The organism is Pseudomonas sp. St386 (assembly GCF_018325865.1).
Classification (GTDB): domain Bacteria; phylum Pseudomonadota; class Gammaproteobacteria; order Pseudomonadales; family Pseudomonadaceae; genus Aquipseudomonas; species Aquipseudomonas brassicacearum.
In genome coordinates, this window is sequence record NZ_AP021900.1 from 1,094,709 (window position 1) to 1,118,334 (window position 23,626).

Consider the following 23,626-nt stretch of genomic DNA (forward strand, 5'->3'; position numbering starts at 1 on the left):
CTACAACTTCACGTGAAGCTGAACCGTTTCCTACAACACATCATTTGCGTCCAGGGTGTTCGAATAATGAATCCACAAGAACTGAAGTCCATCCTCTCGTCTGGCCTGCTGTCGTTCCCGGTCACCGATTTCACTGCTCAAGGCGATTTCAATCGCGACAGCTACATCAAGCGCCTCGAGTGGCTGGCCCCGTATGGCGCCTCTGCATTGTTCGCAGCGGGCGGCACCGGTGAATTCTTCTCCCTGGCCGCCAGCGAGTATTCCCAAGTCATCAAGACCGCCGTCGATACCTGCGCCACCAGCGTGCCAATCCTTGCCGGTGTTGGCGGTGCCACTCGCCAGGCCATCGAATACGCTCAAGAAGCCGAGCGCCTGGGTGCCAAGGGCCTGTTGCTGCTGCCGCATTACCTGACCGAAGCCAGCCAGGACGGTGTTGCCGCCCACGTTGAAGCCGTGTGCAAATCGGTGAAGATCGGCGTGGTGGTGTACAACCGCAACGTCTGCCGCCTGAACGCCACTTTGCTGGAACAACTGGCCGAGCGCTGCCCTAACCTGATCGGCTACAAGGATGGCCTGGGCGATATCGAACTGATGGTGTCGATCCGTCGCCGCCTCGGTGATCGCTTCAGCTACCTGGGCGGCCTGCCGACCGCTGAAGTCTACGCTGCGGCCTACAAGGCCCTTGGCGTGCCGGTCTACTCCTCGGCGGTGTTCAACTTCATCCCGAAAACCGCGATGGATTTCTACCACGCCATTGCCCGCGACGATCACGAAACCGTCGGCAAGATCATCGACGACTTCTTCCTGCCATACCTGGACATTCGCAACCGCAAGGCCGGTTACGCAGTGAGCATCGTCAAGGCCGGCGCGAAGATCGTGGGCTATGACGCAGGTCCTGTGCGCACGCCGCTGACCGACCTGCTGCCAGAAGAATACGAAGCACTGGCCGCGCTGATCGACAAGCAAGGCAAGCAGTAACAGACCCGATAAGGCCGCTGAGCAATCAGCGGCTTTTTGCGTAAGGCTCGATCGCTCCCACGCATCGCGTGGGAATGCAGCCAGGGACGCTCTGCGTTCCTAGACAGCTTTTGTAGAAGGAGTAGCTCCGTGGCAGATTCAAAGCGTTTCGATAACTACATCAACGGTCAGTGGGTGGCTGGTGCTGACTATTGCACCAACATCAACCCGTCTGACTTGTCCGATGTCATCGGTGAATACGCCAAGGCTGACGCAGCGCAAGTCAATGCCGCCATCGAAGCCGCGCGCGCCGCGTTCCCGGCCTGGTCGACCTCGGGCATCCAGGCCCGTCACGATGCGCTGGACAAAGTCGGTAGCGAGATCCTCGCCCGCCGTGAAGAACTCGGCCAACTGCTGGCCCGGGAAGAGGGCAAGACCCTGCCCGAAGCCATCGGCGAAGTGACCCGCGCCGGTAACATTTTCAAGTTCTTCGCCGGTGAATGCCTGCGCCTGTCGGGTGATTACGTGCCGTCGGTGCGCCCAGGCGTCAACGTTGAAGTCACCCGTGAAGCCCTCGGTGTGGTCGGCCTGATCACCCCGTGGAACTTCCCGATCGCCATTCCCGCGTGGAAAATCGCCCCGGCCCTGGCCTACGGCAACTGCGTGGTGATCAAACCCGCCGAACTGGTGCCGGGCTGCGCCTGGGCCCTGGCCGAGATCATTTCCCGCGCCGGTTTCCCGGCCGGTGCGTTCAACCTGGTGATGGGCAGCGGCCGTGTGGTTGGCGAAGTGCTGGTCAACAGCCCGAAAGTCGACGGCATCAGCTTTACCGGTTCGGTGGGCGTGGGGCGGCAGATCGCCGTCAACTGCGTGTCGCGCCAGGCCAAGGTGCAGTTGGAAATGGGCGGCAAGAACCCGCAGATCATCCTCGACGACGCAGACCTCAAGCAGGCCGTCGAACTGGCGGTGCAGAGTGCGTTCTACTCCACCGGCCAGCGCTGCACGGCTTCGAGTCGCCTGATCGTCACCGCCGGCATCCACGACAAGTTCGTCGAGGCCATGGCCGAGCGCATGCAGTCGATCAAGGTCGGCCATGCGTTGAAGGCCGGCACCGATATCGGCCCGGTGGTTTCTGAAGCCCAGCTCAGCCAGGACTTGAAGTACATCGACATCGGCCAGAGCGAAGGTGCTCGGTTGGTCAGCGGTGGCGGCCTGGTGACGTGCGACACGGAAGGTTACTTCCTGGCGCCGACCCTGTTCGCCGACAGCGAAGCCTCGATGCGCATCAGCCGCGAAGAGATCTTCGGCCCGGTGGCCAACGTCGTGCGCGTGGCCGACTACGAGGCGGCGCTGGCGATGGCCAACGACACCGAGTTCGGTCTGTCCGCCGGTATCGCCACCACCTCGTTGAAGTATGCCAACCACTTCAAGCGCCATTCCCAGGCGGGCATGGTGATGGTCAACCTGCCGACGGCCGGCGTGGATTACCACGTGCCGTTCGGCGGACGCAAAGGCTCGTCCTATGGTTCGCGTGAGCAAGGTCGCTACGCGCAAGAGTTCTACACCGTGGTGAAGACCTCTTACATCGGTTCGTAAACGCAACACCGGCCGGGGCTGGATTTCCAGCTCTGGTCGTACAATCTGCTGACCCGCATAAAAATAAATAGTGGGAGTACCTCTACATGCAAGCGACCAAGCCGACTCACGTCCGCTATTTGATCCTGCTCATGCTGTTCCTGGTGACGACGATCAACTATGCCGACCGTGCCACCATCGCCATCGCAGGCTCCAGCCTGCAAAAAGACCTCGGCATCGATGCCGTCACCCTCGGTTATATCTTCTCCGCTTTCGGCTGGGCCTACGTGGCCGGGCAGATTCCCGGTGGCTGGCTGCTCGACCGTTTCGGCTCGAAAAAAATCTATGCCTTGAGCATCTTCACCTGGTCGCTGTTCACCGTGCTGCAAGGCTATGTGGGTGAATTCGGCATGTCCACGGCCGTGGTTGCACTGTTCATGCTGCGCTTTATGGTCGGTCTGGCCGAGGCGCCGTCCTTTCCGGGCAACGCACGTATCGTCGCCGCCTGGTTCCCGACCGCAGAACGCGGCACCGCCTCGGCGATTTTCAACTCGGCGCAATACTTCGCCACGGTGCTGTTCGCGCCGCTGATGGGTTGGATCGTCTATCGCTTCGGCTGGCAGCATGTGTTCATCGTGATGGGCGTGATCGGCATCGTGTTCTCGCTGATCTGGCTGAAAGTGATCCACAGCCCGCGTCAGCACCCAATGATCAACGAGGCCGAGTTCAATCACATCGCCGCCAATGGTGCGATGGTCGATATGGACCAGGACAAGGGCAAGGACAAGAAAACCGACGGTCCGAAGTGGGATTACATCCGCCAACTGCTGACCAACCGCATGATGCTCGGCGTGTACCTGGGCCAGTACTGCATCAACGGCATCACCTACTTCTTCCTGACCTGGTTCCCGGTATACCTGGTGCAGGAACGCGGCATGACCATCCTCAAGGCCGGTTTCATCGCGTCCTTGCCAGCGATCTGCGGTTTCATCGGCGGCGTCCTCGGCGGGGTGATTTCCGATTACCTGCTGCGCAAGGGCCACTCGCTGACCTTCGCCCGCAAGGCACCGATCATCGCCGGCCTGCTGGTGTCCAGCAGCATCGTGGCGTGCAACTACGTCGACATCGAATGGATGGTGGTGGGCTTCATGGCCCTGGCCTTCTTCGGTAAAGGCGTCGGCGCACTGGGCTGGGCCGTGGTCTCCGATACGTCGCCAAAACAGATCGCCGGCTTGAGCGGTGGCCTGTTCAACACCTTCGGCAACCTGGCATCGATCACCACGCCAATCGTCATCGGCTACATCATCAGCGCCACCGGTTCGTTCAAATGGGCGCTGGTGTTTGTCGGTTGCAACGCGCTGGTGGCGGTGTTCAGCTACCTGGTCATTGTGGGGCCGATCAAGCGTGTCGTGCTCAAGGAACCAACGGCCAAGGATGCCGACATCTCCAGCCTGTCTGAAGCAAAATCCTGAAGGAGCGGCGTCAATGCAACTGATTGAACATGCCGATTCGCCGCGTTATATCCGCTTGCATGAGCGGGACAACGTAGTGATCGTCGTCAATGACCAGGGTGTACCGGCCGGGACCGAGTTCCCGGACGGCCTGGTCACTGTGGACTTTGTGCCGCAGAGCCACAAGGTCACCCTGGTGGACATTCCCGAGGGAGGCGAGGTGATTCGCTATGGCCAGGTCATCGGCTATGCGCTGCAACCGATCCCTCGTGGCAGCTGGGTCAAGGAAGACCAGTTGCGCATGCCGACCGCGCCACCGCTGGACAGCCTGCCGCTGTCCACTGATGTGCCGGTGGCCGATGCGCCGTTGGAGGGCTACACCTTCGAGGGTTATCGCAACGCCGACGGTACCGTCGGCACGCGCAATATCCTGGGCATCACCACCACGGTGCAGTGCGTGACCGGGGTGCTGGACCATGCAGTCAAGCGCATCAAGGACGAGTTGCTGCCCAAGTACCCGAACGTCGATGACGTGGTGGCGCTGACCCACAGCTACGGCTGCGGCGTGGCGATCACTGCCACCGATGCCTACATCCCGATCCGTACCGTGCGCAACCTGGCACGTAACCCGAACCTGGGGGGCGAGGCGCTGGTGATCAGCCTGGGCTGCGAGAAATTGCAGGCCGGGCAGGTGATGCATGAGGGCGACAGCTCGGTGGACCTCAGCGAGCCTTGGTTGTATCGCTTACAGGATTCCAGTCACGGTTTCACCGAAATGATCGAGCAGATCATGGAACTGGCCGAGACCCGCCTGAAGAAACTCGACCAGCGCCGCCGCGAAACCGTACCGGCTTCGGAGCTGATCCTGGGCATGCAATGCGGTGGCAGCGATGCGTTTTCCGGCATCACCGCCAACCCGGCGCTGGGCTACGCCTCGGACCTGCTGCTGCGGGCCGGGGCAACGGTGATGTTTTCCGAAGTCACTGAAGTGCGCGATGCGATTTACCTGCTGACCTCCCGGGCACAAACCCAGGAAGTGGCCCAGGAACTGGTGCGTGAAATGGACTGGTACGACCGTTACCTGGCCAAGGGCGAAGCCGATCGCAGTGCCAATACCACGCCGGGCAACAAGAAGGGCGGGCTGTCGAACATCGTCGAAAAATCCCTGGGCTCGATCGTCAAATCCGGCAGCAGCGCGATCAATGGCGTGCTGGGTCCGGGCGAGCGCTTCAAGCAAAAGGGCCTGATCTTCTGCGCCACGCCGGCCAGTGATTTTGTCTGCGGCACGTTGCAACTGGCGGCGGGGATGAACCTGCACGTGTTCACCACCGGCCGCGGCACGCCGTACGGCTTGGCCATGGCCCCGGTGGTGAAGGTCTCGACCCGCACCGAACTGGCCCAACGCTGGCCGGACCTGATCGACATCGACGCCGGCCGGATCGCCACCGGACGCGCGACCATCGAGGAACTGGGTTGGGAGCTGTTCCACTACTACCTGGACGTGGCCAGCGGCAAGAAACAGACCTGGGCCGAGCGGCACAAGTTGTACAACGACATCACGTTGTTCAACCCTGCACCGATCACCTGATGATTTCGTGATCGCCGGAGATCCAGTGTGGGAGCGAGCTTGCTCGCGATAGCGGTGGTTCAGCTAGCATCGATGTTGGATGTGCTGCCGTCTTCGCGAGCAAGCTCGCTCCCACAGGGGATTTGCGGAGAGTGCGGATTTTGTGTTCACTGAAGAACACATGTGGGAGCGAGCTTGCTCGCGATAGCGCTCCACCAGACGCCAATGCCGTGAGTGGCTTATCATTAGCCACCTAACGACACCCTCTCAAGGTCCCCGGCATGCTGGCAATTTTCCTCGAAACCCTGAACATCACCGCGCCGGTGTTTGCCATGCTGTTTTTGGGGGTGTTGCTCAAGCGCATCAACTGGATCAACGACAACTTCATCCACATTGCCTCGTCCCTGGTGTTCAACGTCACCATGCCGGCGCTGTTGTTCCTCGGCATCCTCCATGCCGACCTGCATGCGGCGTTGCAGCCCGACCTGCTGATCTATTTCTCCGTCGCCACCCTGGCAAGTTTCGCCATGGCCTGGGGCTGGGCGATCTGGCGCTGCCCGCGCGAGGATCGCGGTATCTATACCCAAGGTGCGTTTCGCGGCAACAACGGGGTCATTGGCCTGGCGCTGGCGGCGAGCATGTATGGCGACTACGGGATTTCCCTGGGGGCGATTCTCGCGGCGCTGGTGATCCTGTTCTACAACACCTTGTCGACCATCGTGCTGGCGGTCTACAGCCCGGTGATCAAGTCTGACCCGTGGAGCATCTGCAAGAGTGTGATCAGCAACCCGCTGATCATCAGCGTGATCGTCGCCGCGCCGTTCGCCTATTGGCACATCGGCCTGCCAAACTGGTTCGAGACCTCGGCCAAGTACCTGTCGCAAATGACCTTGCCCCTGGCGTTGATCTGCATCGGCGGCACGCTGTCGCTGGCGGCCTTGCGCAAGAGCGGCAAGATGGCCCTGAGTTCGAGCCTGGTGAAGATGGTCGGGCTGCCGCTGCTGGCCACTCTCGGTGCGTGGCTCTGGGGCTTTCGCGGGGCGGAGTTGGGGATCCTGTTCCTGTACTTCGGCAGCCCCACCGCCGCCGCCAGTTACGTCATGGCCCGGGCGGCCGATGGCAACCATGAACTGGCAGCGGCGATTATCGTCATCACCACGCTGATGGCGGCGATTACCACCAACCTGGGGATCTTTGTGTTGCAGTGGGGTGGGTGGATCTAGCCTTGGGTTTGCGCTGTTCTTGAGGTCCAAATCGCGAGCAAGCTCGCTCCCAGGTGTATCGCAATCATCTGTGGGAGCGAGCATGCTCGCGATAGCGATCCAACGGTCACTCAGGTTTCTGATAGCTATCGATCACTTCCTGCGCCGCCCGAAACGCATCGATCGCCGCCGGCACGCCCGCGTACACCGCGCAATGCAGCAATGCCTCGCGAATCTCTTCCACCGTGCAGCCATTATTCAGCGCGCCGCGCACATGGCCTTTGAGTTCCTGCGGGCACTTGAGGGCGGTGAGGGCGGCCAGGGTGATCAGGCTGCGGGTCTTCAGCGGCAGGCCTTCGCGGCTCCAGACGCTGCCCCAGGCATGTTCGTTGACGAAGTCCTGCAATGGCTGGGTGAACTCGGTGGCGTTGCCCAGGGCGCGGTCGACGAATGCGTCGCCCATGACTTGGCGACGCATGTCCAGGCCGGTCTTTGGAGTGTCGGTCATGGCAAATCCCTCTTGTGGTGTTGGCGGCGCCAGGCGCGCAAGGAGGTGAACAGTAAAAACGCGAGCAGGGCCGGCAGCACATAAAACAGCATCAGCCGTTCCAGTTGGCCGGCCAGGGGCATGCCGGTGGTGAAGGACATCACGTGCAGCCCATAGGCCAGGTACAACCCCAGCAACAGCAGCCCTTCGGCGCGGGTGACACGATAACCGGAATAGAACACCGGCAGGCACAGCACCGCCACGCCGAGCATCACCGGCAGGTCGAAATCCAGGGCGTTCGGTGAGACCGACAATGGCGTGGGGGCGGCGAGGGCGGTTATCCCCAATACCCCGAGCAGGTTGAACAGGTTGCTGCCGATGACGTTGCCCACCGCAATGTCCCGTTGGCCGCGCAGGGCGGCGATCAACGAGGTGGCGAGCTCCGGCAGCGAGGTGCTGACGGCGACAATGGTCAGGCCGATGATGCGCTCCGAAAGCCCCAGGTCCGTGGCCACTTCCACCGCCGCGCCCAGCAGCAGGTGCCCGGCGAAAATCAGCATTGCCAAGCCCAGCACGATCATCGCCAGGCTCATGGGCCACGACCCCCGGGTCACCTCGATATCCACCGTGTGCGGCCGTCCCGAGTGCCGCGACTGGCGCAACAACAGGCCCAGGTACACCGCCAGGCCCACCAGCAGCCATACGCCGTCCAGCCGGGTCAGTTCCTCATTCCAGGCCAGCACGAACACCAGCAGGCTGGCACCGATCATCAACGGAATGTCCAGGCGCACCAGTTGGCGCGAGACGCGCAATGGAATGATCAGCGCCGACAGCCCGAGGGTGACGAGGATGTTGAAGATGCTGCTGCCGATCACGCTGCCCACGGCGATGTCGGCGTTTTGCGCCAGGGTTGCCTGCAGGCTGACGGCCATTTGTGGGGCGCTGCTGCCGAACGCGACGACGCTCAGGCCGATGATCAGTGGTCGTACCTGCAAGCGTGCCGCCAGGCCCACGGCGGCGCGCACCAGCAGTTCGGCGCCGCCGATCAGCAACAGCAGGGCGCCGAACAATTCGATCAGGCTGAGCAGCGGTAGGGCGGTGAGTAGGGAAATGGCCGGGCTCCGTCTATCAATCGTCGAGGGCTTGCACGCGCACCCGTGCGGTGCCGCTGCGCAACATGCCCAGTTGCTCGGCGGCTTCGCGGGACACGTCGATCAAGCGGCCTCGGGAGTATGGGCCACGGTCGTTGATGCGCACCACCACGCTGTCATTGTTGTTCAGGTTGGTGACTTTCACCCGGGTGCCGAACGGCAACTGGCGATGGGCGGCGGTCAGGCTGTGCTGGTCGAAACGCTCGCCGCTGGCGGTGCGCTTGCCGTGGTGCCTGGCACCGTAATACGAGGCGACGCCGGTCTGGTCGTAGCCGTGTGGATCGACCGTCCCGCTCTGGCTGGCGCAACCGGCCAACAGGGACAGCAGGGCGCAGGCGCCGAGGAGACGCTTCATTCGATGACCCCATGATCGTTCCCACGCTCTGCGTGGGAATGCAGCCCGTGACGCTCTGCGTCACAAAAAGCGGACGCGGAGCGTCCAGTGAGGCGTTCCCACGCAGAGCGTGGGAACGATCACCGTCGATAAGTCAGCCCTCGAGCTTGCTTTTGAGCAGTTCGTTGACCTGTTGCGGGTTGGCCTTGCCCTTGGAGGCTTTCATGGCCTGGCCGACGAAGAAGCCGAACATTTTGCCGCGCTTGGCTTCGTCTGCCGCACGGTACTGTTCGACCTGCTCGGCGTTGGCCGCGAGCATTTCATCGAGCACGGCGGAAATGGCGCCGGTATCGGTGACCTGCTTCAAGCCGCGCTTCTCGATGATCTCGTCGGCGCTGCCTTCACCATTGGCCATGGCTTCGAACACCATCTTGGCGATCTTGCCGGAAATGGTGTTGTCCTTGATCCGCACCAGCATCCCGCCCAGTTGTTCGGCCGAGACCGGCGACTGGTCGATTTCCAGTCCCTGTTTGTTCAACAGGCTGCCCAGTTCCACCATCACCCAGTTGGCCGCCAGCTTGGCGTCGCCGCCGATGCTCACGACTTTCTCGAAGTAATCGGCCTGTTCGCGACTGGTGGCCAGGACGTTGGCGTCATAGCTCGACAGCCCGAATTGCGCCTGGAAGCGCTCGCGTTTTTGCGGCGGCAGTTCCGGCAGGGTGGCGCGCACCTCGTCGAGGAACGAGTTCTCGATAACCACCGGCAGCAGGTCCGGGTCGGGGAAGTAACGGTAGTCGTTGGCTTCTTCCTTGCTGCGCATCGGACGGGTCTCGTCCTTGTTCGGGTCGTACAGGCGGGTCTGCTGGATGACCTTGCCACCGTCCTCGATCAGTTCGATCTGGCGCTGGATCTCGCTGTTGATCGCCTTCTCGATGAAGCGGAACGAGTTGACGTTCTTGATCTCGCAGCGGGTGCCGAACTCGACCTGGCCCTTGGGCCGGATCGATACGTTGCAGTCGCAGCGCAGCGAACCTTCGGCCATGTTGCCGTCGCAGATGCCCAAGTAGCGCACCAATGCGTGGATCGCCTTGACGTAGGCCACGGCTTCCTTGGCGCTGCGCATGTCCGGCTCGGAAACGATTTCCAGCAGCGGCGTGCCGGCGCGGTTCAGGTCGATGCCGGTGGCACCGTTGAATTCTTCGTGCAGGCTCTTGCCGGCATCTTCTTCCAGGTGCGCCCGGGTGATGCCGACGCGTTTGACCGTGCCGTCTTCCAGGGCGATGTCCAGGTGGCCCTTGCCTACGATCGGCAATTCCATCTGGCTGATCTGGTAGCCCTTGGGCAGGTCCGGGTAGAAGTAGTTCTTGCGGGCGAACACGTTGTGCTGGCCGATCTCGGCGTCAATCGCCAGGCCGAACATCACCGCCATGCGCACCGCTTCGGCGTTGAGCACCGGCAGAACGCCGGGCATGCCCAGGTCGACCAGGCTGGCCTGGGTGTTGGGCTCGGAGCCGAACGTGGTGGAGCTACCGGAAAAGATTTTCGACCGGGTGGTGAGCTGGGTATGAATCTCCAGCCCGATCACGACTTCCCATTGCATGTGTTTCTCCTCAGAAGCCGGTTGGGGTGCGGGTGTGCCAGTCAGTGTTCAACTGATACTGGTGGGCAACGTTCAACAGGCGGCCTTCCTGGAAATACGGCGCGAGCAACTGCACGCCCACTGGCAGGCCATCGACGAAACCGGCCGGCATGGACAGGCCCGGCAAGCCGGCGAGGTTCGCGGTGATGGTGTAGACGTCTTCCAGGTACTCGGCGACCGGGTCACTGTTCTTGGCACCGAGTTTCCAGGCCGGGTTCGGCGTGGTTGGACCGAGGATGATGTCGACCTCGTTGAAGGCGGCCATGAAGTCGTTCTTCACCAGGCGGCGGATTTTCTGCGCCTTGAGGTAGTAGGCGTCGTAGTAGCCGGCGGACAGCGCGTAGGCGCCGACCATGATCCGGCGCTGCACTTCGGCACCGAAGCCTTCGCCACGGGAGCGCTTGTACAGGTCGATCAGGTTTTCCGGGTTCTCGCAGCGATAGCCGAAGCGCACGCCGTCGAAACGCGACAGGTTCGAGGACGCTTCCGCCGGGGCGATCACGTAGTACGCCGGAATCGCGTGCTGCATGTTCGGCAGGCTGATTTCCTTGATGACCGCACCGAGCTTCTCCAGCTCCTTGACGCTGTTGTGGACCAGTTCGGCGATGCGTGGGTCGAGGCCGGCGCTGAAGTACTCCTTCGGCACACCGATGCGCAGGCCCTGCAGCGAGCCGTTGAGGCTGGCGCTGTAGTCCGGCACTGGCTCATCGATGCTGGTGGAGTCGTTCGGGTCGAAGCCGGCCATGCCTTGCAGCAGGATCGCGCAGTCTTCGGCGGTGCGGGCCAGCGGGCCACCCTGGTCGAGGCTGGAGGCGTAGGCGATCATGCCCCAGCGCGAGACACGGCCGTAGGTCGGCTTGAGGCCTGTGAGGTTGGTGAACGCCGCCGGTTGGCGAATCGAACCGCCGGTGTCGGTGGCGGTGGCGGCCGGCAACAGGCGTGCGGCCACGGCGGCGGCGGAACCACCGGACGAGCCGCCCGGTACGTGTTCCAGGTTCCACGGGTTTTTCACCGCGCCGTAATAGCTCGACTCGTTGGCCGAGCCCATGGCGAATTCGTCCATGTTGGTCTTGCCCAGGGTCACGGTGCCGGCGGCGGCCAGCTTGGCGACCACGGTGGCATCGTACGGCGCCTTGAAGTTGTCGAGCATCTTCGAGCCGCAGCTGGTGCGGATGCCCTGGGTGCAGAACAAGTCCTTGTGGGCGATCGGCGCACCGAGCAGGGCGCCGGTTTCACCATTGGCGCGCCGGGCGTCGGCGGCCTTGGCCTGGCTCAGGGCCAGCTCCTGGGTGAGGCTGATGAAGCTGTTGAGCTGTGGGTCGAGCTGGGCGATGCGCGCCAGCAGGACCTGGGTCAGTTCTTCGGAAGAAAACTTTTTATCGGCGAGTCCGCGGGCGATCTCGGCCAGGGTCATGTGATGCATGAGAGGCTCTTTCCCTTTAGTCGATGACTTTCGGAACCAGGTACAGGCCGTTTTCGACCGCTGGTGCGATGGACTGGTAGGCCTCGCGGTGATTGGACTCGGTCACGACGTCGGCGCGCAGGCGCTGGCTGGCTTCCAGTGGGTGTGCCAGTGGTTCGATACCGTCGGTATTGACCGCCTGCATCTCGTCGACCAGCCCCAGAATGCTGTTCAGGGCAGAAGTGATGTGTGGAAGATCGGCTTCATTGAGGCCCAGACAGGCCAGATGAGCGATTTTTTCCACGTCGGAGCGTTCAAGCGCCATGGGATTCTCCAGTGGAAAACAAAACGGACGCAGTCTGTCCGTGTGTTAGATTGTCGGAACACTACCGCATTTCTACGGTCTTACGGCCGCGATTTCGGGGTTTGGTGCACAGAAAAGCGGCCAATTTAACATATTGGCGCCTTGCCCAAAATCCCTGTCGTTGTTAGAGTTTGCCGCACTTTTTTACCCACGCGTTGCCTAGGGTCCCTTTCCCATGTTCAAGAAACTGCGTGGCATGTTTTCCAGCGATCTTTCCATTGACCTGGGCACTGCCAACACCCTTATTTACGTGCGCGAGCGCGGTATCGTCCTGAATGAACCCTCGGTCGTGGCCATCCGCACCCACGGTAACCAGAAAAGTGTCGTGGCTGTCGGTACGGAAGCCAAGCGCATGCTGGGCCGTACACCGGGCAACATCGCGGCCATTCGCCCAATGAAGGACGGCGTGATCGCCGACTTCAGCGTCTGCGAAAAGATGCTGCAGTACTTCATCAACAAGGTTCACGAAAACAGCTTCCTGCAGCCCAGCCCTCGTGTGCTGATCTGCGTTCCATGCAAGTCCACCCAGGTAGAGCGACGCGCTATCCGTGAATCGGCCCTCGGCGCCGGTGCCCGTGAAGTGTTCCTGATCGAAGAGCCAATGGCTGCTGCCATCGGTGCCGGCCTGCCGGTGGAAGAAGCCCGCGGTTCGATGGTCGTCGACATCGGTGGTGGTACCACTGAAATCGCGCTGATCTCCCTCAACGGTGTGGTCTACGCCGAATCCGTACGTGTGGGCGGCGACCGTTTCGACGAAGCGATCATCACTTATGTGCGTCGCAACTACGGCAGCTTGATCGGCGAATCCACCGCCGAGCGCATCAAGCAGGAAATCGGCACGGCCTACCCGGGCGGTGAAGTGCGTGAAGTCGACGTACGCGGTCGCAACCTGGCCGAAGGCGTTCCACGGGCCTTTACCCTCAACTCCAACGAAGTGCTCGAAGCGCTGCAAGAGTCGTTGGCGACCATCGTCCAGGCCGTCAAGAGCGCCCTGGAGCAGTCGCCGCCGGAACTGGCGTCGGACATCGCCGAGCGCGGCCTGGTGCTGACCGGTGGTGGCGCGCTGCTGCGTGACCTCGACAAGCTGCTGGCCCAGGAAACCGGGCTGCCGGTGATCGTTGCCGAAGACCCGTTGACCTGCGTTGCCCGCGGCGGTGGCCGTGCATTGGAAATGATGGACAAGCACACCATGGACCTGCTCTCCAGCGAATAAGTTGGCTGGATCGTCTATGTTGTTCGCTCCCGGGCAGCACTTTGCAGTGCTGCCCGTTGGCGTTTATCTTCTGTCATTCGTATCCAGGCCGGTTTGATGCCGTATGAATAAAGAAAACATTTGCCTGGGAGGAGCGGCCTATTAAACCGCTTTTCGCCAAAGGCCCCTCATTGGGTGTGCGCCTGCTGGTGCTGACCGTGCTGTCGGTCGCGCTGATGGTGGTCGACGCCCGCTTCACGCTGCTCAAGCCTGTGCGCAGCCAGATGTCGCTGGTGTTGATGGAGTCCTACTGGATCACCGACCTGCCGCAGCGCTTGTGGCAAGGTGTGGCCAGCCAGTTTGGCAGCCGGACCGAACTGGTCGCCGAAAACGAAAAACTCAAGACCGAAAACCTGCTGTTGCAGGGGCGCATGCAGAAGCTGGCGGCCCTCACCGAGCAGAACGTGCGGCTGCGCGAGTTGCTCAACTCTTCGGCGCTGGTCAACGAGAAGGTCGAAGTGGCCGAGTTGATCGGCATGGACCCCAACCCCTTCACCCACCGCATCATCATCAACAAGGGTGAGCGCGACGGCGTCGTCCTCGGCCAGCCGGTGCTCGACGCCCGGGGCCTGATGGGCCAGGTGGTGGAGTTGATGCCCTACACCTCCCGCGTGCTGCTGCTGACCGATACCACCCACAGCATTCCCGTGCAGGTCAATCGCAACGGCTTGCGCGCGATTGCCAGCGGCACCGGCAACCCGGAACGCCTGGAACTGCGGCATGTGGCCGATACCGCCGATATCAAGGAAGGCGACCTGCTGGTCAGCTCCGGTCTTGGCCAGCGCTTCCCGGCCGGTTATCCGGTGGCAACGGTCAAGGAAGTCATCCATGACTCCGGCCAGCCGTTTGCCATCGTTCGCGCGGTGCCGACGGCTGCATTGAATCGCAGCCGCTACCTGCTGCTGGTATTCAGCGACAACCGTACGCCCGAAGAGCGTGCCAACGACGCCGCCGTGGCCCAGGAAGCCCAGGACCGCCAGGGCGGCGAGTCGGCCGCCCCAGCGACAGCAGCGCCTGCGCCTGTCCCTGCCACTGTGCCGAAACCACAAGTGCCTGCGCCAGCGACGGCGGCTCCGGCCACCACGCCTGCGGCCACCCCGGCTACCCCACCCGCCGCGCCTGCTGTGAAACCGACCCGCTCGGCCACCCACGCGCCCGCCGCGCAGCCTGCTCAGCCAGCCCGGCCCGCCGCCAAACCGCCAGCCTCCACGCCGGCCACCGCGCCAGCCCCCAGGGGAGCACGAGAAGAATGAGCAGTACCCAATCCGGTAACGGCTGGATGGTCTGGCTGACCTTCGCCATCGGCCTGTTGCTCAGCGTTTCGCCGCTGCCGCAGTTCATGGAAATCCTGCGCCCACTGTGGCTGGCCCTGTTGCTGGCCTTCTGGGCGCTGGCCTTGCCGCACAAGGTCGGCATGGTCACCGCCTGGTGCCTGGGCCTGGCCGAGGACGTGCTTTACGGCACGTTGCTGGGGCAGAACGCGCTGATCCTGACGCTGATCACCTTCCTGGTGCTGTCGTTGCAACAACGCCTGCGGATGTTCCCCATGTGGCAGCAGTGCCTGGTGATCCTGGTGATCTTCGGCCTGGCGCAACTGGTGCAATTGTGGCTCAGCGCGCTGACCGGCAACCGCCAGCCGACCCTGGCATTGGTGTTGCCAGCCCTGGTCAGCGCCTTGCTCTGGCCCTGGGTCAGCTTCGGTTTGCGTGGCCTGCGCCTGCGTTTCAAAATCAACTGATTCGGTCAGGCATTGGCCTTGATAGGGAGATGTCTTGATGAAACCGCTTTACCTCGCCTCAGGCTCGCCGCGTCGGCGTGAACTGCTCACGCAGATCGGCGTGCCCTTTACCGCCATCGGTGCGGAGATCGACGAAACTCCCCTGGACCACGAAACCCCTTCGGCCTATGTCGAGCGCCTGGCGCGCGGCAAGGCCGAGGCGGGTCGGCAAGCCCTGGACGCCGGCGTGGATGGCTGCGTGCTGGGCGCCGATACGGCTGTGGTACTGGACGGACGAATTCTCGGCAAACCCGTGGACCATGCCGACTCCATGACGATGCTCTTGAGCCTGTCCGGTCGCGAACATGAAGTATTGACCGCCATTGCCATACTGGATGGGCAGCGTTGCGAATCCCGCATTGTGCGCAGCCTGGTGCGTTTTCGTTCGATCACGGAACAGGAAGCGGCGGCCTACTGGGCCAGCGGTGAACCCCGGGACAAGGCCGGCGGCTATGGTATTCAAGGGCTGGGCGCGGTGTTCGTCGCCGGGCTTGAAGGCAGTTATTCAGCCGTCGTTGGCCTGCCGCTGTGCGAAACCGCAGAACTACTGGGCCATTTCGGCATACCCTGTTGGCAAACCTTGAACGCGCGCTGAGCGCCGTCTGACTTGATGCGGCCATAATCGTGAACATGCCTGAACGAGACCCTGCCATGAGTGAAGAGATCCTGATCAACATCACGCCGATGGAATCGCGCGTGGCGGTGGTTGAAAACGGTGTTCTGCAAGAGGTCCACGTCGAGCGCACGCAAAAGCGTGGCATCGTCGGCAATATCTACAAAGGCAAGGTGGTACGGGTGCTGCCGGGCATGCAGGCGGCCTTCGTCGACATCGGCCTGGACCGCGCGGCATTCATCCACGCGTCGGAAATTTCCATGCGCGAAGGGCCGGCCGTGGAGAGCATCAGCGCGCTGGTGCATGAAGGCCAGAGCCTGGTGGTGCAGGTCACCAAGGACCCCATCGGCTCCAAGGGCGCGCGCCTGACCACGCAACTGTCGATTCCGTCGCGCTACCTGGTGTACATGCCGCGCACCGCCCATGTCGGCATTTCCCTGAAGATCGAAGACGAAGCCGAGCGCGAGCGCCTCAAGCAGGTGGTCAGCGACTGCGTGGAAAAAGAAGGTATCAAGGAAGCCGGTGGGTTCATCCTGCGCACCGCCGCCGAAGGGGCCGGGGCCGATGAGATCCTCATGGACATCCGCTACCTGCGCAGGCTTTGGGACCAGATCGCCGCGCAAATCAAGACCATCGCCACCCCCAGCGTGATCTACGAAGACCTGGGCCTGGCGCTGCGGACCTTGCGCGACCTGGTCAGCCCCAAGATCGAAAAAATCCGCATCGACTCCCGGGAAACCTTCCAGAAAACCACGCAGTTCGTCGCCGAACTGATGCCGGAAATCGCCGACCGCCTCGAGCATTACCCTGGCGAACGGCCAATTTTCGACCTGTACGGCGTCGAAGACGAAATCCAGAAAGCCCTGGAGCGCAAGGTGCCGCTCAAGTCCGGCGGCTACCTGGTGGTGGACCCGGCCGAGGCCATGAGCACCATCGATGTCAACACCGGGGCGTTCGTCGGCCATCGCAACCTGGAAGAAACCATCTTCAAGACCAACCTGGAAGCCGCCACCGCCATCGCCCGGCAACTGCGCCTGCGCAACCTGGGTGGGATCATCATCATCGACTTCATCGACATGGAAGATGAAGAGCACCAGCGCCAGGTGCTGCGGACCCTGGAAAAACAACTCGAACGCGACCACGCCAAGACCAACATCATCGGTATCACCGAGCTGGGCCTGGTGCAGATGACCCGCAAGCGCACCCGCGAAAGCCTCGAACAGGTACTGTGCGAGCCGTGCAGCAGTTGCCAGGGCCGTGGCAAGCTCAAGACCCCGGAAACTGTGTGTTACGAAATCTTCCGGGAAATCCTCCGGGAGGCGCGCGCCTACCAGGCGACTGGCTATAGAGTGTTGGCGAACCAGAAAGTGGTGGATCGCCTGCTCGACGAGGAGTCAGGCAATGTCGCGGAGCTGGAAGCGTTTATCGGACGCACGATTCGCTTCCAGGTGGAAACCATGTATTCCCAGGAACAATACGACGTGGTGCTGCTCTGAAGAGCTTCGGAAGCGGCGGGCCCGCGGATTTGATTGTCTTTGCCAGGGGAGCCCACTGACATGGAGCGTCTGACACGTATTTTGGCGGCGCTGACTCGCTGGGGGCTGGGGCTGTGTGCGCTGCTGCTGGTGTTGCTGGCGTTGTACGTCAGCCTCGGTCGTGAGCTGGTCCCGCTGGTGGCCGAATACCGCGCCGAGGTCGAGACCCGGGCCAGCGCTGCCTTGGGCATGCCTGTGCACATCGGAAGCCTCGACGGTAGCTGGAGCGCCCTGGCGCCAATCCTGGCAGCGCGCGACGTGGTGGTCGGCGAAGGCCCCAACGCCTTGCACCTGGACCAGGTGCGAGCCGTGCCTGACCTGTGGGACAGCCTGCTGGCACGTCAGGTGCGCATTGCCCACCTGGAAGTCAGCGGCCTGAAGATCAGCCTCAAGGAAGGCGCCGACGGCAAGTGGGCCCTGGAAGGCCTGCCGGTGAAGGACGACCAGCCCCTCGATCCGCAGCAATTGCTCGAACGCATGCAGGTGGTTTCCAAGTTCTCGCTGCTCGACAGCCAGGTGACCTTGCAACCTGTCGAGCAACCACCGCTGACCCTCACCTACGTCGGTTTGAGCCTGCGCACCGGCGCCACCCGCCAACGGCTGGACGTGCGCTTGACCCTGCCTGACGGTCAGCCCGTGGCGATCAACCTGCGCACCCGTATCCGCGCCAGTGATTGGAAGAATGGCCAGGCCGATGCGTACCTGAGCCTGCCGCAAAGCGACTGGTCCAAATGGCTGCCCAAACGCCTGACCCAGCAATGGAATTTTTCCCGGATCAAGGCCGGTGGCGAGTTCTGGCTGAGTTGGGGGGACGGTACGGTGCAAAGCGCGGCCATGCGCTTGAACGCTCCTGACATCCTGGGTGCCTACGCCGAGCGCAAGCCGGTGCAGATCCATAACCTGGCGCTCAATGGATATTTCCAGCGTGGCGACCAGGGATTTACCGCGACCTTCGATTCCCTGGCGATGAACCTGGGCGAAACCCGCTGGGAATCGCGCCTTCAACTGCAACAGAGTGCTGCCACCGAAAAGGCCGAGGAGCGCTGGCACCTGCAGGCCGACCGCCTCGACTTGACCCCCCTGACGCCTTTGCTCAATGCCCTGGCACCGTTGCCCGAAGGCCTGGCGACGACCATCGACCGTCTCAAGGTGACCGGTGGCCTGCGCAACGTGCTGCTGGACTACCGGCCGCAGAACACTGGTGACCAGAAAATCAGCTTCGCCACCAACCTGGACACCGTGGGCTTTGATGCCTATCGCGGCGCCCCGGCTGCGCGCAACGTATCGGGGAGCCTGAGCGGCGACCTCGGTGGCGGCGAGCTGCGCATGGACAGCAAGGATTTTTCCCTGCACCTGGACCCGATTTTCGCCAAGCCCTGGCAGTACCTGCAGGCCAACGCCCGGTTGACCTGGAAGCTCGACAAGCAAGGCTTCACCCTGATCGCGCCGTATTTGAAGGTGCTGGGCGAGGAGGGCCGGATTGCCGGCGACTTCCTGATCCGCCTGCATTTCGACCACAGCCAGGAAGACTACATGGACCTGCGGGTCGGCCTGGTGGACGGTGACGGACGCTATACCGCCAAGTACCTGCCAGCGGTCCTCAGCCCGGCGCTGGATGAGTGGCTGCGCACGGCCATCGTCAAGGGCGCGGTGGACGAAGGCTTTTTCCAGTATCAAGGCTCGCTCAATCACGGTGCCGAGGATGCGGCGCGCAGCATCAGCCTGTTTTTCAAGGTGCATGACGCCGAATTGGCGTTCCAGCCGGGCTGGCCTTCGGTCAGCAAGGTCAGCGGCGATGTCTTCGTCGAAGACAGTGGCGTGCGCATCTTCGCCAGCCAGGGACAATTGCTCGATACCCAGGTCAAGGATGTTTCGGTGAACATTCCCCATGTACCCAGCGGGCAGAGTGTTCATCTGTTTCTGGACGGCGGGTTCGCCGGAGGACTGGGCGACGGTCTGAAAATCCTCCAGACCGCGCCGATCGGGACCGCCGAGACATTCGCCGGCTGGGAGGGCGAGGGCGACCTGCAAGGCAGCGTGAAGCTCGACATTCCCCTGGTCAAAGGCGAGCAACCGAAGATCCTGGTGGACTTCGCCACCGACAAGGCCCGTCTCAAGCTCAGCGAGCCGGTATTGGAACTGACCCAACTCAAGGGCGATTTCCGCTTCGACAGCAACAAGGGCTTGAGCGGCAAGGGCATCAGTGCCCTGGCATTCGACCGGCCCGTGACCGCGCAGATTTTCGCTGAGGGCCGCGCCGGAGCGCTCAACACACGGGTCGCGGCGTCCGGGCAGGTGGAGATCAAGAAACTCACCAGTTGGCTGAATGTCACCCAGCCGTTGCCGGTATCCGGTGTCGTGCCCTACCAGTTGCAAGTGATCCTGGACGGCGCCGACAGCCAATTGTCGGTCAGTTCCAACCTCAAGGGCGTGGCGGTGGACCTGCCAGCACCCTTCGGCATGACTGCCGATGTCGGGCGCGACACGGTGTTTCGCATGACCCTGCAAGGACCGGAGCGCCGTTACTGGGTCAATTATGGCGACCTGGCCAGTTTCACTTACGCCGCGCCGAGCGGGAAAATCGCCGACGGTCGTGGCGAATTATTGCTGGGTGCCAGCGATGCCGTTCTGCCCGGGGCCAAGGGGCTGCGACTGCGTGGCAAACTGTCGGAACTGGACGTAAGTCCCTGGCAAGACCTGGTGAACAAGTACGCGGGCCAGGATCCGGGCGGCAGTGCCAAGCAACTGCTCAACAGCGTCGATCTGACCGTCGGCAAGCTCACGGCCATGGGCACGACCCTGGACCAGGCATCGGTGCAGTTGGACCGCAAGCCGGACGCCTGGGCCTTGCGGCTTGACAGTCAGCAGGCCAAGGGCGACGTCAGCCTGCCGGATGCGAAGGCCGCCCCGATTGGTATCAAGCTTGATTATGTGCGCCTGCCGGCCACAGACCCGACGGTCCAGGCGGATGAAAACTCTCCGGACCCGTTGGCGTCGGTCGATCCCGGCAAAATCCCGGCCATGGATATTGCCATCGACAAACTGTTCCAGGGCCCTGATCTCATCGGTGCGTGGTCGCTGAAAGTGCGACCGACCGCCAAGGGCATCGCGTTGAACGATCTGGACATGGGCCTCAAGGGCATGGTGTTGAACGGCAGTGGTGGTTGGGAAGGCACGCCCGGTTCCACCAGCAGTTGGTACAAGGGCCGTATCGGCGGCAAGAACCTGGGCGACGTGCTCAAGGGCTGGGGTTATGCCCCGAGCGTGACCAGCCAGACATTCCGGCTGGATGTCGACGGCCGCTGGCCCGGCTCGCCGGCGTGGGTCGCCACCAAGCGCTTTTCCGGCAGCCTCGACGCGTCGCTGAGCAAGGGCCAGTTTGTCGAAGTGGAAGGCAGCGCCCAGGCGCTGCGGGTATTTGGCCTGCTGAACTTCAACTCCATCGGCCGACGCTTGCGCCTGGACTTCTCCGACCTGTTCGGCAAGGGGTTGAGCTACGACCGGGTCAAGGGGCTGTTGGTAGCGAGCGACGGTGTCTACGTAACCCGCGAACCCATTACCCTGACCGGGCCGTCGAGCAACCTGGAGCTCAACGGTACGCTGGACATGGTGGCCGATCGGGTCGACGCCAAGCTGCTGGTGACGCTGCCGGTGACCAATAACCTGCCAATCGCCGCGCTGATCGTTGGCGCACCGGCGGTGGGTGGGGCGCTGTTTCTGATCGACAAACTGATCGGTGACCGCGTGGCGCGCTTTGCCAGCGTAAGATACGACGTCAAGGGGCCGTGGAAAGAGCCGAAGATCACCTTCGACAAGCCGTTTTGACAGTTCGACGCCAACTCCCTTGTGGGAGCGGGCCTGTGGGAGCAAAGCTTGCTCGCGATTGCGGTGTATCAGTCAGCCTATATGTTGGATGTACCTGCCTCATCGCGAGCAAGCTTTGCTCCCACTGCCGCCTTGGGCGAGGATAAAAAAGAGGGAGGAGCCATGCCAGTCGCAGTGATTCAAATGGTCAGCCAAAGCGATGTGCTCGCCAACCTGGCTCGTGCCCGTGTGCTGCTGGAGCAGGCTGCCGCAGGCGGTGCCAGGCTGGTCGTGCTGCCGGAGAATTTCGCCGCGATGGGACGGCGGGACATTGCCGATATCGGTCGAGCCGAAGCCTTTGGTCAGGGACCGATCCTGCCCTGGTTGAAACAGGTCGCCCGAGACCTCAAGTTATGGATTGTGGCCGGCACGTTGCCGTTGCCACCGGTGGACCAGCCCGAGGCCAGGTCCCATGCCTGTTCGTTGCTGGTCGACGATCAGGGGCAGATCGTGGCGCGCTACGACAAGCTGCACCTGTTCGATGTGGATGTGGCGGACAATCGCGGGCGCTATCGCGAGTCGGATGACTATGCTTATGGCGCTAACGTGGTGGTTGCCGATACCCCCGTGGGCCGGGTGGGCCTGACGGTCTGTTATGACTTGCGGTTCCCGGAGCTCTACAGCGAGCTGCGGGCTGCCGGGGCCGAACTGATCACGGCGCCGTCGGCGTTTACCGCGGTGACCGGCGCGGCCCATTGGGAGGTGCTGATTCGCGCCCGGGCCATCGAGACCCAGTGCTACGTGCTGGCGGCCGCCCAGGGCGGCGTGCATCCGGGGCCGCGGGAAACCTTTGGCCATGCCGCGATTGTCGACCCGTGGGGCCGTGTGCTGGCACAACAGGATCAAGGTGAGGCCGTGCTGCTGGCCGAGCGTGACAGCAGCGAACAGGCGTCCATCCGGGCGCGCATGCCGGTGGCCAGCCATCGGCGCTTTTTCTCGCAGGGCGCTCGACAGCGGCCTGTCCAAGACGACGAATTCAAGGCGTAAATCATATGAGCGGGTTGTTGTCCTCAGTCAGTGAACACCTTCTAGCCCCCGGCGGCGTGACCCTCGAAAGCCTGCAAGGCGTGCTGGGCGACCTGGCCGGCCCGGGCATCGATGCGGCCGACCTGTATTTCCAAGGGCAGATCTCCGAGTCCTGGTCCTTGGAAGACGGCATCGTCAAGGAAGGCAGTTTCAACCTCGACCAGGGCGTGGGCGTGCGCGCCCAGTCCGGGGAAAAGACCGGTTTTGCCTACAGCAACGCCATCACCCTCGAAGCCCTCGGCGCTGCTGCCCGTGCAGCCCGCTCGATCTCCCGCGCCGGGCAGAACGGCACGGTCCAGGCGTTCAGCAGCCAGGACGTGGCGCAGTTGTATGCGCCGGATAACCCGCTGGAAGTCATGAGCCGCGCCGAAAAAGTCGAGCTGCTCAAGCGCATCGACGTCGCCACCCGTGCCCTCGACCCGCGTATCCAGCAAGTGTCGGTCAGCATGGCCGGGGTCTGGGAACGGATCCTGGTGGCGTCCACCGACGGCGGCCTGGCGGCGGACGTGCGGCCGCTGGTGCGGTTCAACGTCAGCGTGATCGTCGAGCAGAACGGTCGCCGTGAGCGCGGCGGCCATGGCGGTGGCGGGCGCACCGACTACCGTTATTTCCTCAGCGAAGACCGCGCCATGGGCTACGCCCGCGAAGCGCTGCGTCAGGCGCTGGTCAACCTGGAGGCCATTCCGGCCCCGGCCGGTACGTTGCCGGTGGTGCTGGGGTCCGGCTGGTCCGGCGTGCTGCTGCACGAAGCAGTCGGCCACGGCCTGGAAGGCGATTTCAACCGCAAGGGCAGCTCGGCCTACAGTGGGCGCATGGGGGAAATGGTCGCCTCGAAACTCTGCACCATTGTCGATGACGGCACCCTGGCCGGGCGTCGTGGCTCCCTGAGCGTCGACGATGAAGGTACCCCGACCGAATGCACCACGCTGATCGAGAACGGTGTGCTCAAGGGCTACATGCAGGACAAGCTCAATGCCCGGCTGATGGGCGTGGCCCGCACTGGCAACGGTCGTCGTGAATCCTATGCGCACCTGCCGATGCCGCGCATGACCAACACCTACATGCTCGGTGGCCAAAGCGATCCGGCGGAAATCATCGCCTCGGTGAAAAAAGGCATCTATTGCGCCAACCTCGGCGGCGGCCAGGTGGACATCACCAGCGGCAAGTTCGTGTTCTCCACCAGCGAGGCCTACCTGATCGAAGACGGCAAGATCACCGCACCGGTCAAGGGCGCGACCCTGATCGGCAACGGGCCGGAGGCGATGAGCAAGGTGTCGATGGTCGGTAACGACCTGGCGCTGGACAGCGGTGTGGGCACGTGCGGCAAGGATGGGCAATCGGTGCCAGTGGGCGTCGGCCAGCCGACCCTGAAGATCGATGCGATTACCGTGGGTGGCACGGGCGCATGACCGGAGCATCGGGTGGAGTGC

19 protein-coding genes are annotated in these 23,626 nt (G+C 62.8%); 13 read left to right on the forward strand and 6 right to left on the reverse strand.

Annotated elements, in window-relative coordinates:
* The first annotated feature begins 66 nt into the window (after nt 1–66).
* The 5 genes from kdgD to KI235_RS04720 all read left to right on the forward strand — a co-directional run bounded on the left by kdgD (nt 67) and on the right by KI235_RS04720 (nt 6,773).
* Nucleotides 67–978, forward strand: coding sequence for a 5-dehydro-4-deoxyglucarate dehydratase (kdgD, locus tag KI235_RS04700; RefSeq protein WP_003177964.1), 912 nt, complete (start codon nt 67–69; stop codon nt 976–978).
* Between the two features lie 129 nt (nt 979–1,107).
* The gene (locus tag KI235_RS04705) at nt 1,108–2,553 is read left to right on the forward strand and encodes an aldehyde dehydrogenase family protein (protein ID WP_003197801.1); all 1,446 of its coding nucleotides are present in this window, start codon (nt 1,108–1,110) and stop codon (nt 2,551–2,553) included.
* Nucleotides 2,554–2,639: 86 nt separating this feature from the next.
* Nucleotides 2,640–4,004: an MFS transporter gene (locus tag KI235_RS04710; protein ID WP_003197804.1), complete on the forward strand. Its 1,365-nt coding sequence runs from the start codon at nt 2,640–2,642 to the stop codon at nt 4,002–4,004.
* A gap of 13 nt (nt 4,005–4,017) precedes the next feature.
* The gene (gene garD, locus KI235_RS04715) at nt 4,018–5,571 is read left to right on the forward strand and encodes a galactarate dehydratase (protein WP_003197806.1); all 1,554 of its coding nucleotides are present in this window, start codon (nt 4,018–4,020) and stop codon (nt 5,569–5,571) included.
* Nucleotides 5,572–5,831: 260 nt separating this feature from the next.
* On the forward strand, nt 5,832–6,773 hold the full coding sequence (locus KI235_RS04720; protein ID WP_003197808.1) for an AEC family transporter: 942 nt from the start codon (nt 5,832–5,834) through the stop codon (nt 6,771–6,773).
* A gap of 106 nt (nt 6,774–6,879) precedes the next feature.
* Here the strand turns inward: KI235_RS04720 and KI235_RS04725 are convergent, their stop codons facing one another.
* From KI235_RS04725 to gatC, 6 genes are all read right to left on the reverse strand, one after another.
* Complete coding sequence (locus tag KI235_RS04725) at nt 6,880–7,260, reverse strand: carboxymuconolactone decarboxylase family protein (RefSeq protein ID WP_003177973.1); 381 nt, start codon at nt 7,258–7,260, stop codon at nt 6,880–6,882.
* Complete coding sequence (locus tag KI235_RS04730) at nt 7,257–8,318, reverse strand: calcium/sodium antiporter (protein WP_028237167.1); 1,062 nt, start codon at nt 8,316–8,318, stop codon at nt 7,257–7,259. Before KI235_RS04730 ends, KI235_RS04725 begins: the two co-directional genes overlap by 4 nt.
* A 49-nt stretch (nt 8,319–8,367) precedes the next feature.
* Nucleotides 8,368–8,745, reverse strand: coding sequence for a septal ring lytic transglycosylase RlpA family protein (locus tag KI235_RS04735; RefSeq protein WP_003197811.1), 378 nt, complete (start codon nt 8,743–8,745; stop codon nt 8,368–8,370).
* Between the two features lie 133 nt (nt 8,746–8,878).
* The gene (gene gatB / locus KI235_RS04740; protein ID WP_003197813.1) at nt 8,879–10,324 is read right to left on the reverse strand and encodes an Asp-tRNA(Asn)/Glu-tRNA(Gln) amidotransferase subunit GatB; all 1,446 of its coding nucleotides are present in this window, start codon (nt 10,322–10,324) and stop codon (nt 8,879–8,881) included.
* 10 nt (nt 10,325–10,334) lie between these two features.
* Nucleotides 10,335–11,786, reverse strand: coding sequence for an Asp-tRNA(Asn)/Glu-tRNA(Gln) amidotransferase subunit GatA (gatA, locus tag KI235_RS04745; protein ID WP_003197814.1), 1,452 nt, complete (start codon nt 11,784–11,786; stop codon nt 10,335–10,337).
* Nucleotides 11,787–11,802: 16 nt separating this feature from the next.
* Nucleotides 11,803–12,090: an Asp-tRNA(Asn)/Glu-tRNA(Gln) amidotransferase subunit GatC gene (gene gatC, locus KI235_RS04750; protein WP_003197816.1), complete on the reverse strand. Its 288-nt coding sequence runs from the start codon at nt 12,088–12,090 to the stop codon at nt 11,803–11,805.
* 214 nt (nt 12,091–12,304) lie between these two features.
* Between gatC and mreB the strand changes: the two genes are divergently transcribed.
* The 8 genes from mreB (at nt 12,305) to tldD (ending at nt 23,605) form a co-directional block, all read left to right on the forward strand.
* Nucleotides 12,305–13,342 carry a rod shape-determining protein MreB gene (mreB, locus tag KI235_RS04755; RefSeq protein ID WP_002555108.1) on the forward strand — a complete coding sequence of 346 codons (1,038 nt, stop codon included), beginning with the start codon at nt 12,305–12,307 and terminating at the stop codon, nt 13,340–13,342.
* A 140-nt stretch (nt 13,343–13,482) separates the two neighbouring features.
* Nucleotides 13,483–14,634, forward strand: coding sequence for a rod shape-determining protein MreC (mreC, locus tag KI235_RS04760; RefSeq protein ID WP_080684703.1), 1,152 nt, complete (start codon nt 13,483–13,485; stop codon nt 14,632–14,634).
* A complete protein-coding gene (gene mreD, locus KI235_RS04765) occupies nt 14,631–15,119 on the forward strand; it encodes a rod shape-determining protein MreD (RefSeq protein ID WP_003197820.1) in 489 nt (162 codons plus the stop codon). Before mreC ends, mreD begins: the two co-directional genes overlap by 4 nt.
* A 37-nt stretch (nt 15,120–15,156) precedes the next feature.
* Nucleotides 15,157–15,753, forward strand: a complete 597-nt coding sequence (locus KI235_RS04770; RefSeq protein WP_212795562.1) for a Maf family protein — start codon at nt 15,157–15,159, stop codon at nt 15,751–15,753.
* A gap of 56 nt (nt 15,754–15,809) precedes the next feature.
* Nucleotides 15,810–17,267 (forward strand): ribonuclease G, encoded by a 1,458-nt coding sequence (gene rng / locus KI235_RS04775; RefSeq protein WP_018613976.1) that lies wholly within the window; start codon nt 15,810–15,812, stop codon nt 17,265–17,267.
* 60 nt (nt 17,268–17,327) lie between these two features.
* Entirely contained in the window at nt 17,328–21,131 is a 3,804-nt protein-coding gene (locus KI235_RS04780; protein ID WP_212795563.1) for a YhdP family protein, read from the forward strand.
* A gap of 162 nt (nt 21,132–21,293) precedes the next feature.
* Nucleotides 21,294–22,157: a carbon-nitrogen hydrolase family protein gene (locus KI235_RS04785; RefSeq protein ID WP_041931114.1), complete on the forward strand. Its 864-nt coding sequence runs from the start codon at nt 21,294–21,296 to the stop codon at nt 22,155–22,157.
* A gap of 5 nt (nt 22,158–22,162) precedes the next feature.
* Complete coding sequence (tldD, locus tag KI235_RS04790; RefSeq protein WP_003197828.1) at nt 22,163–23,605, forward strand: metalloprotease TldD; 1,443 nt, start codon at nt 22,163–22,165, stop codon at nt 23,603–23,605.
* Nucleotides 23,606–23,626: the final 21 nt, after the last annotated feature.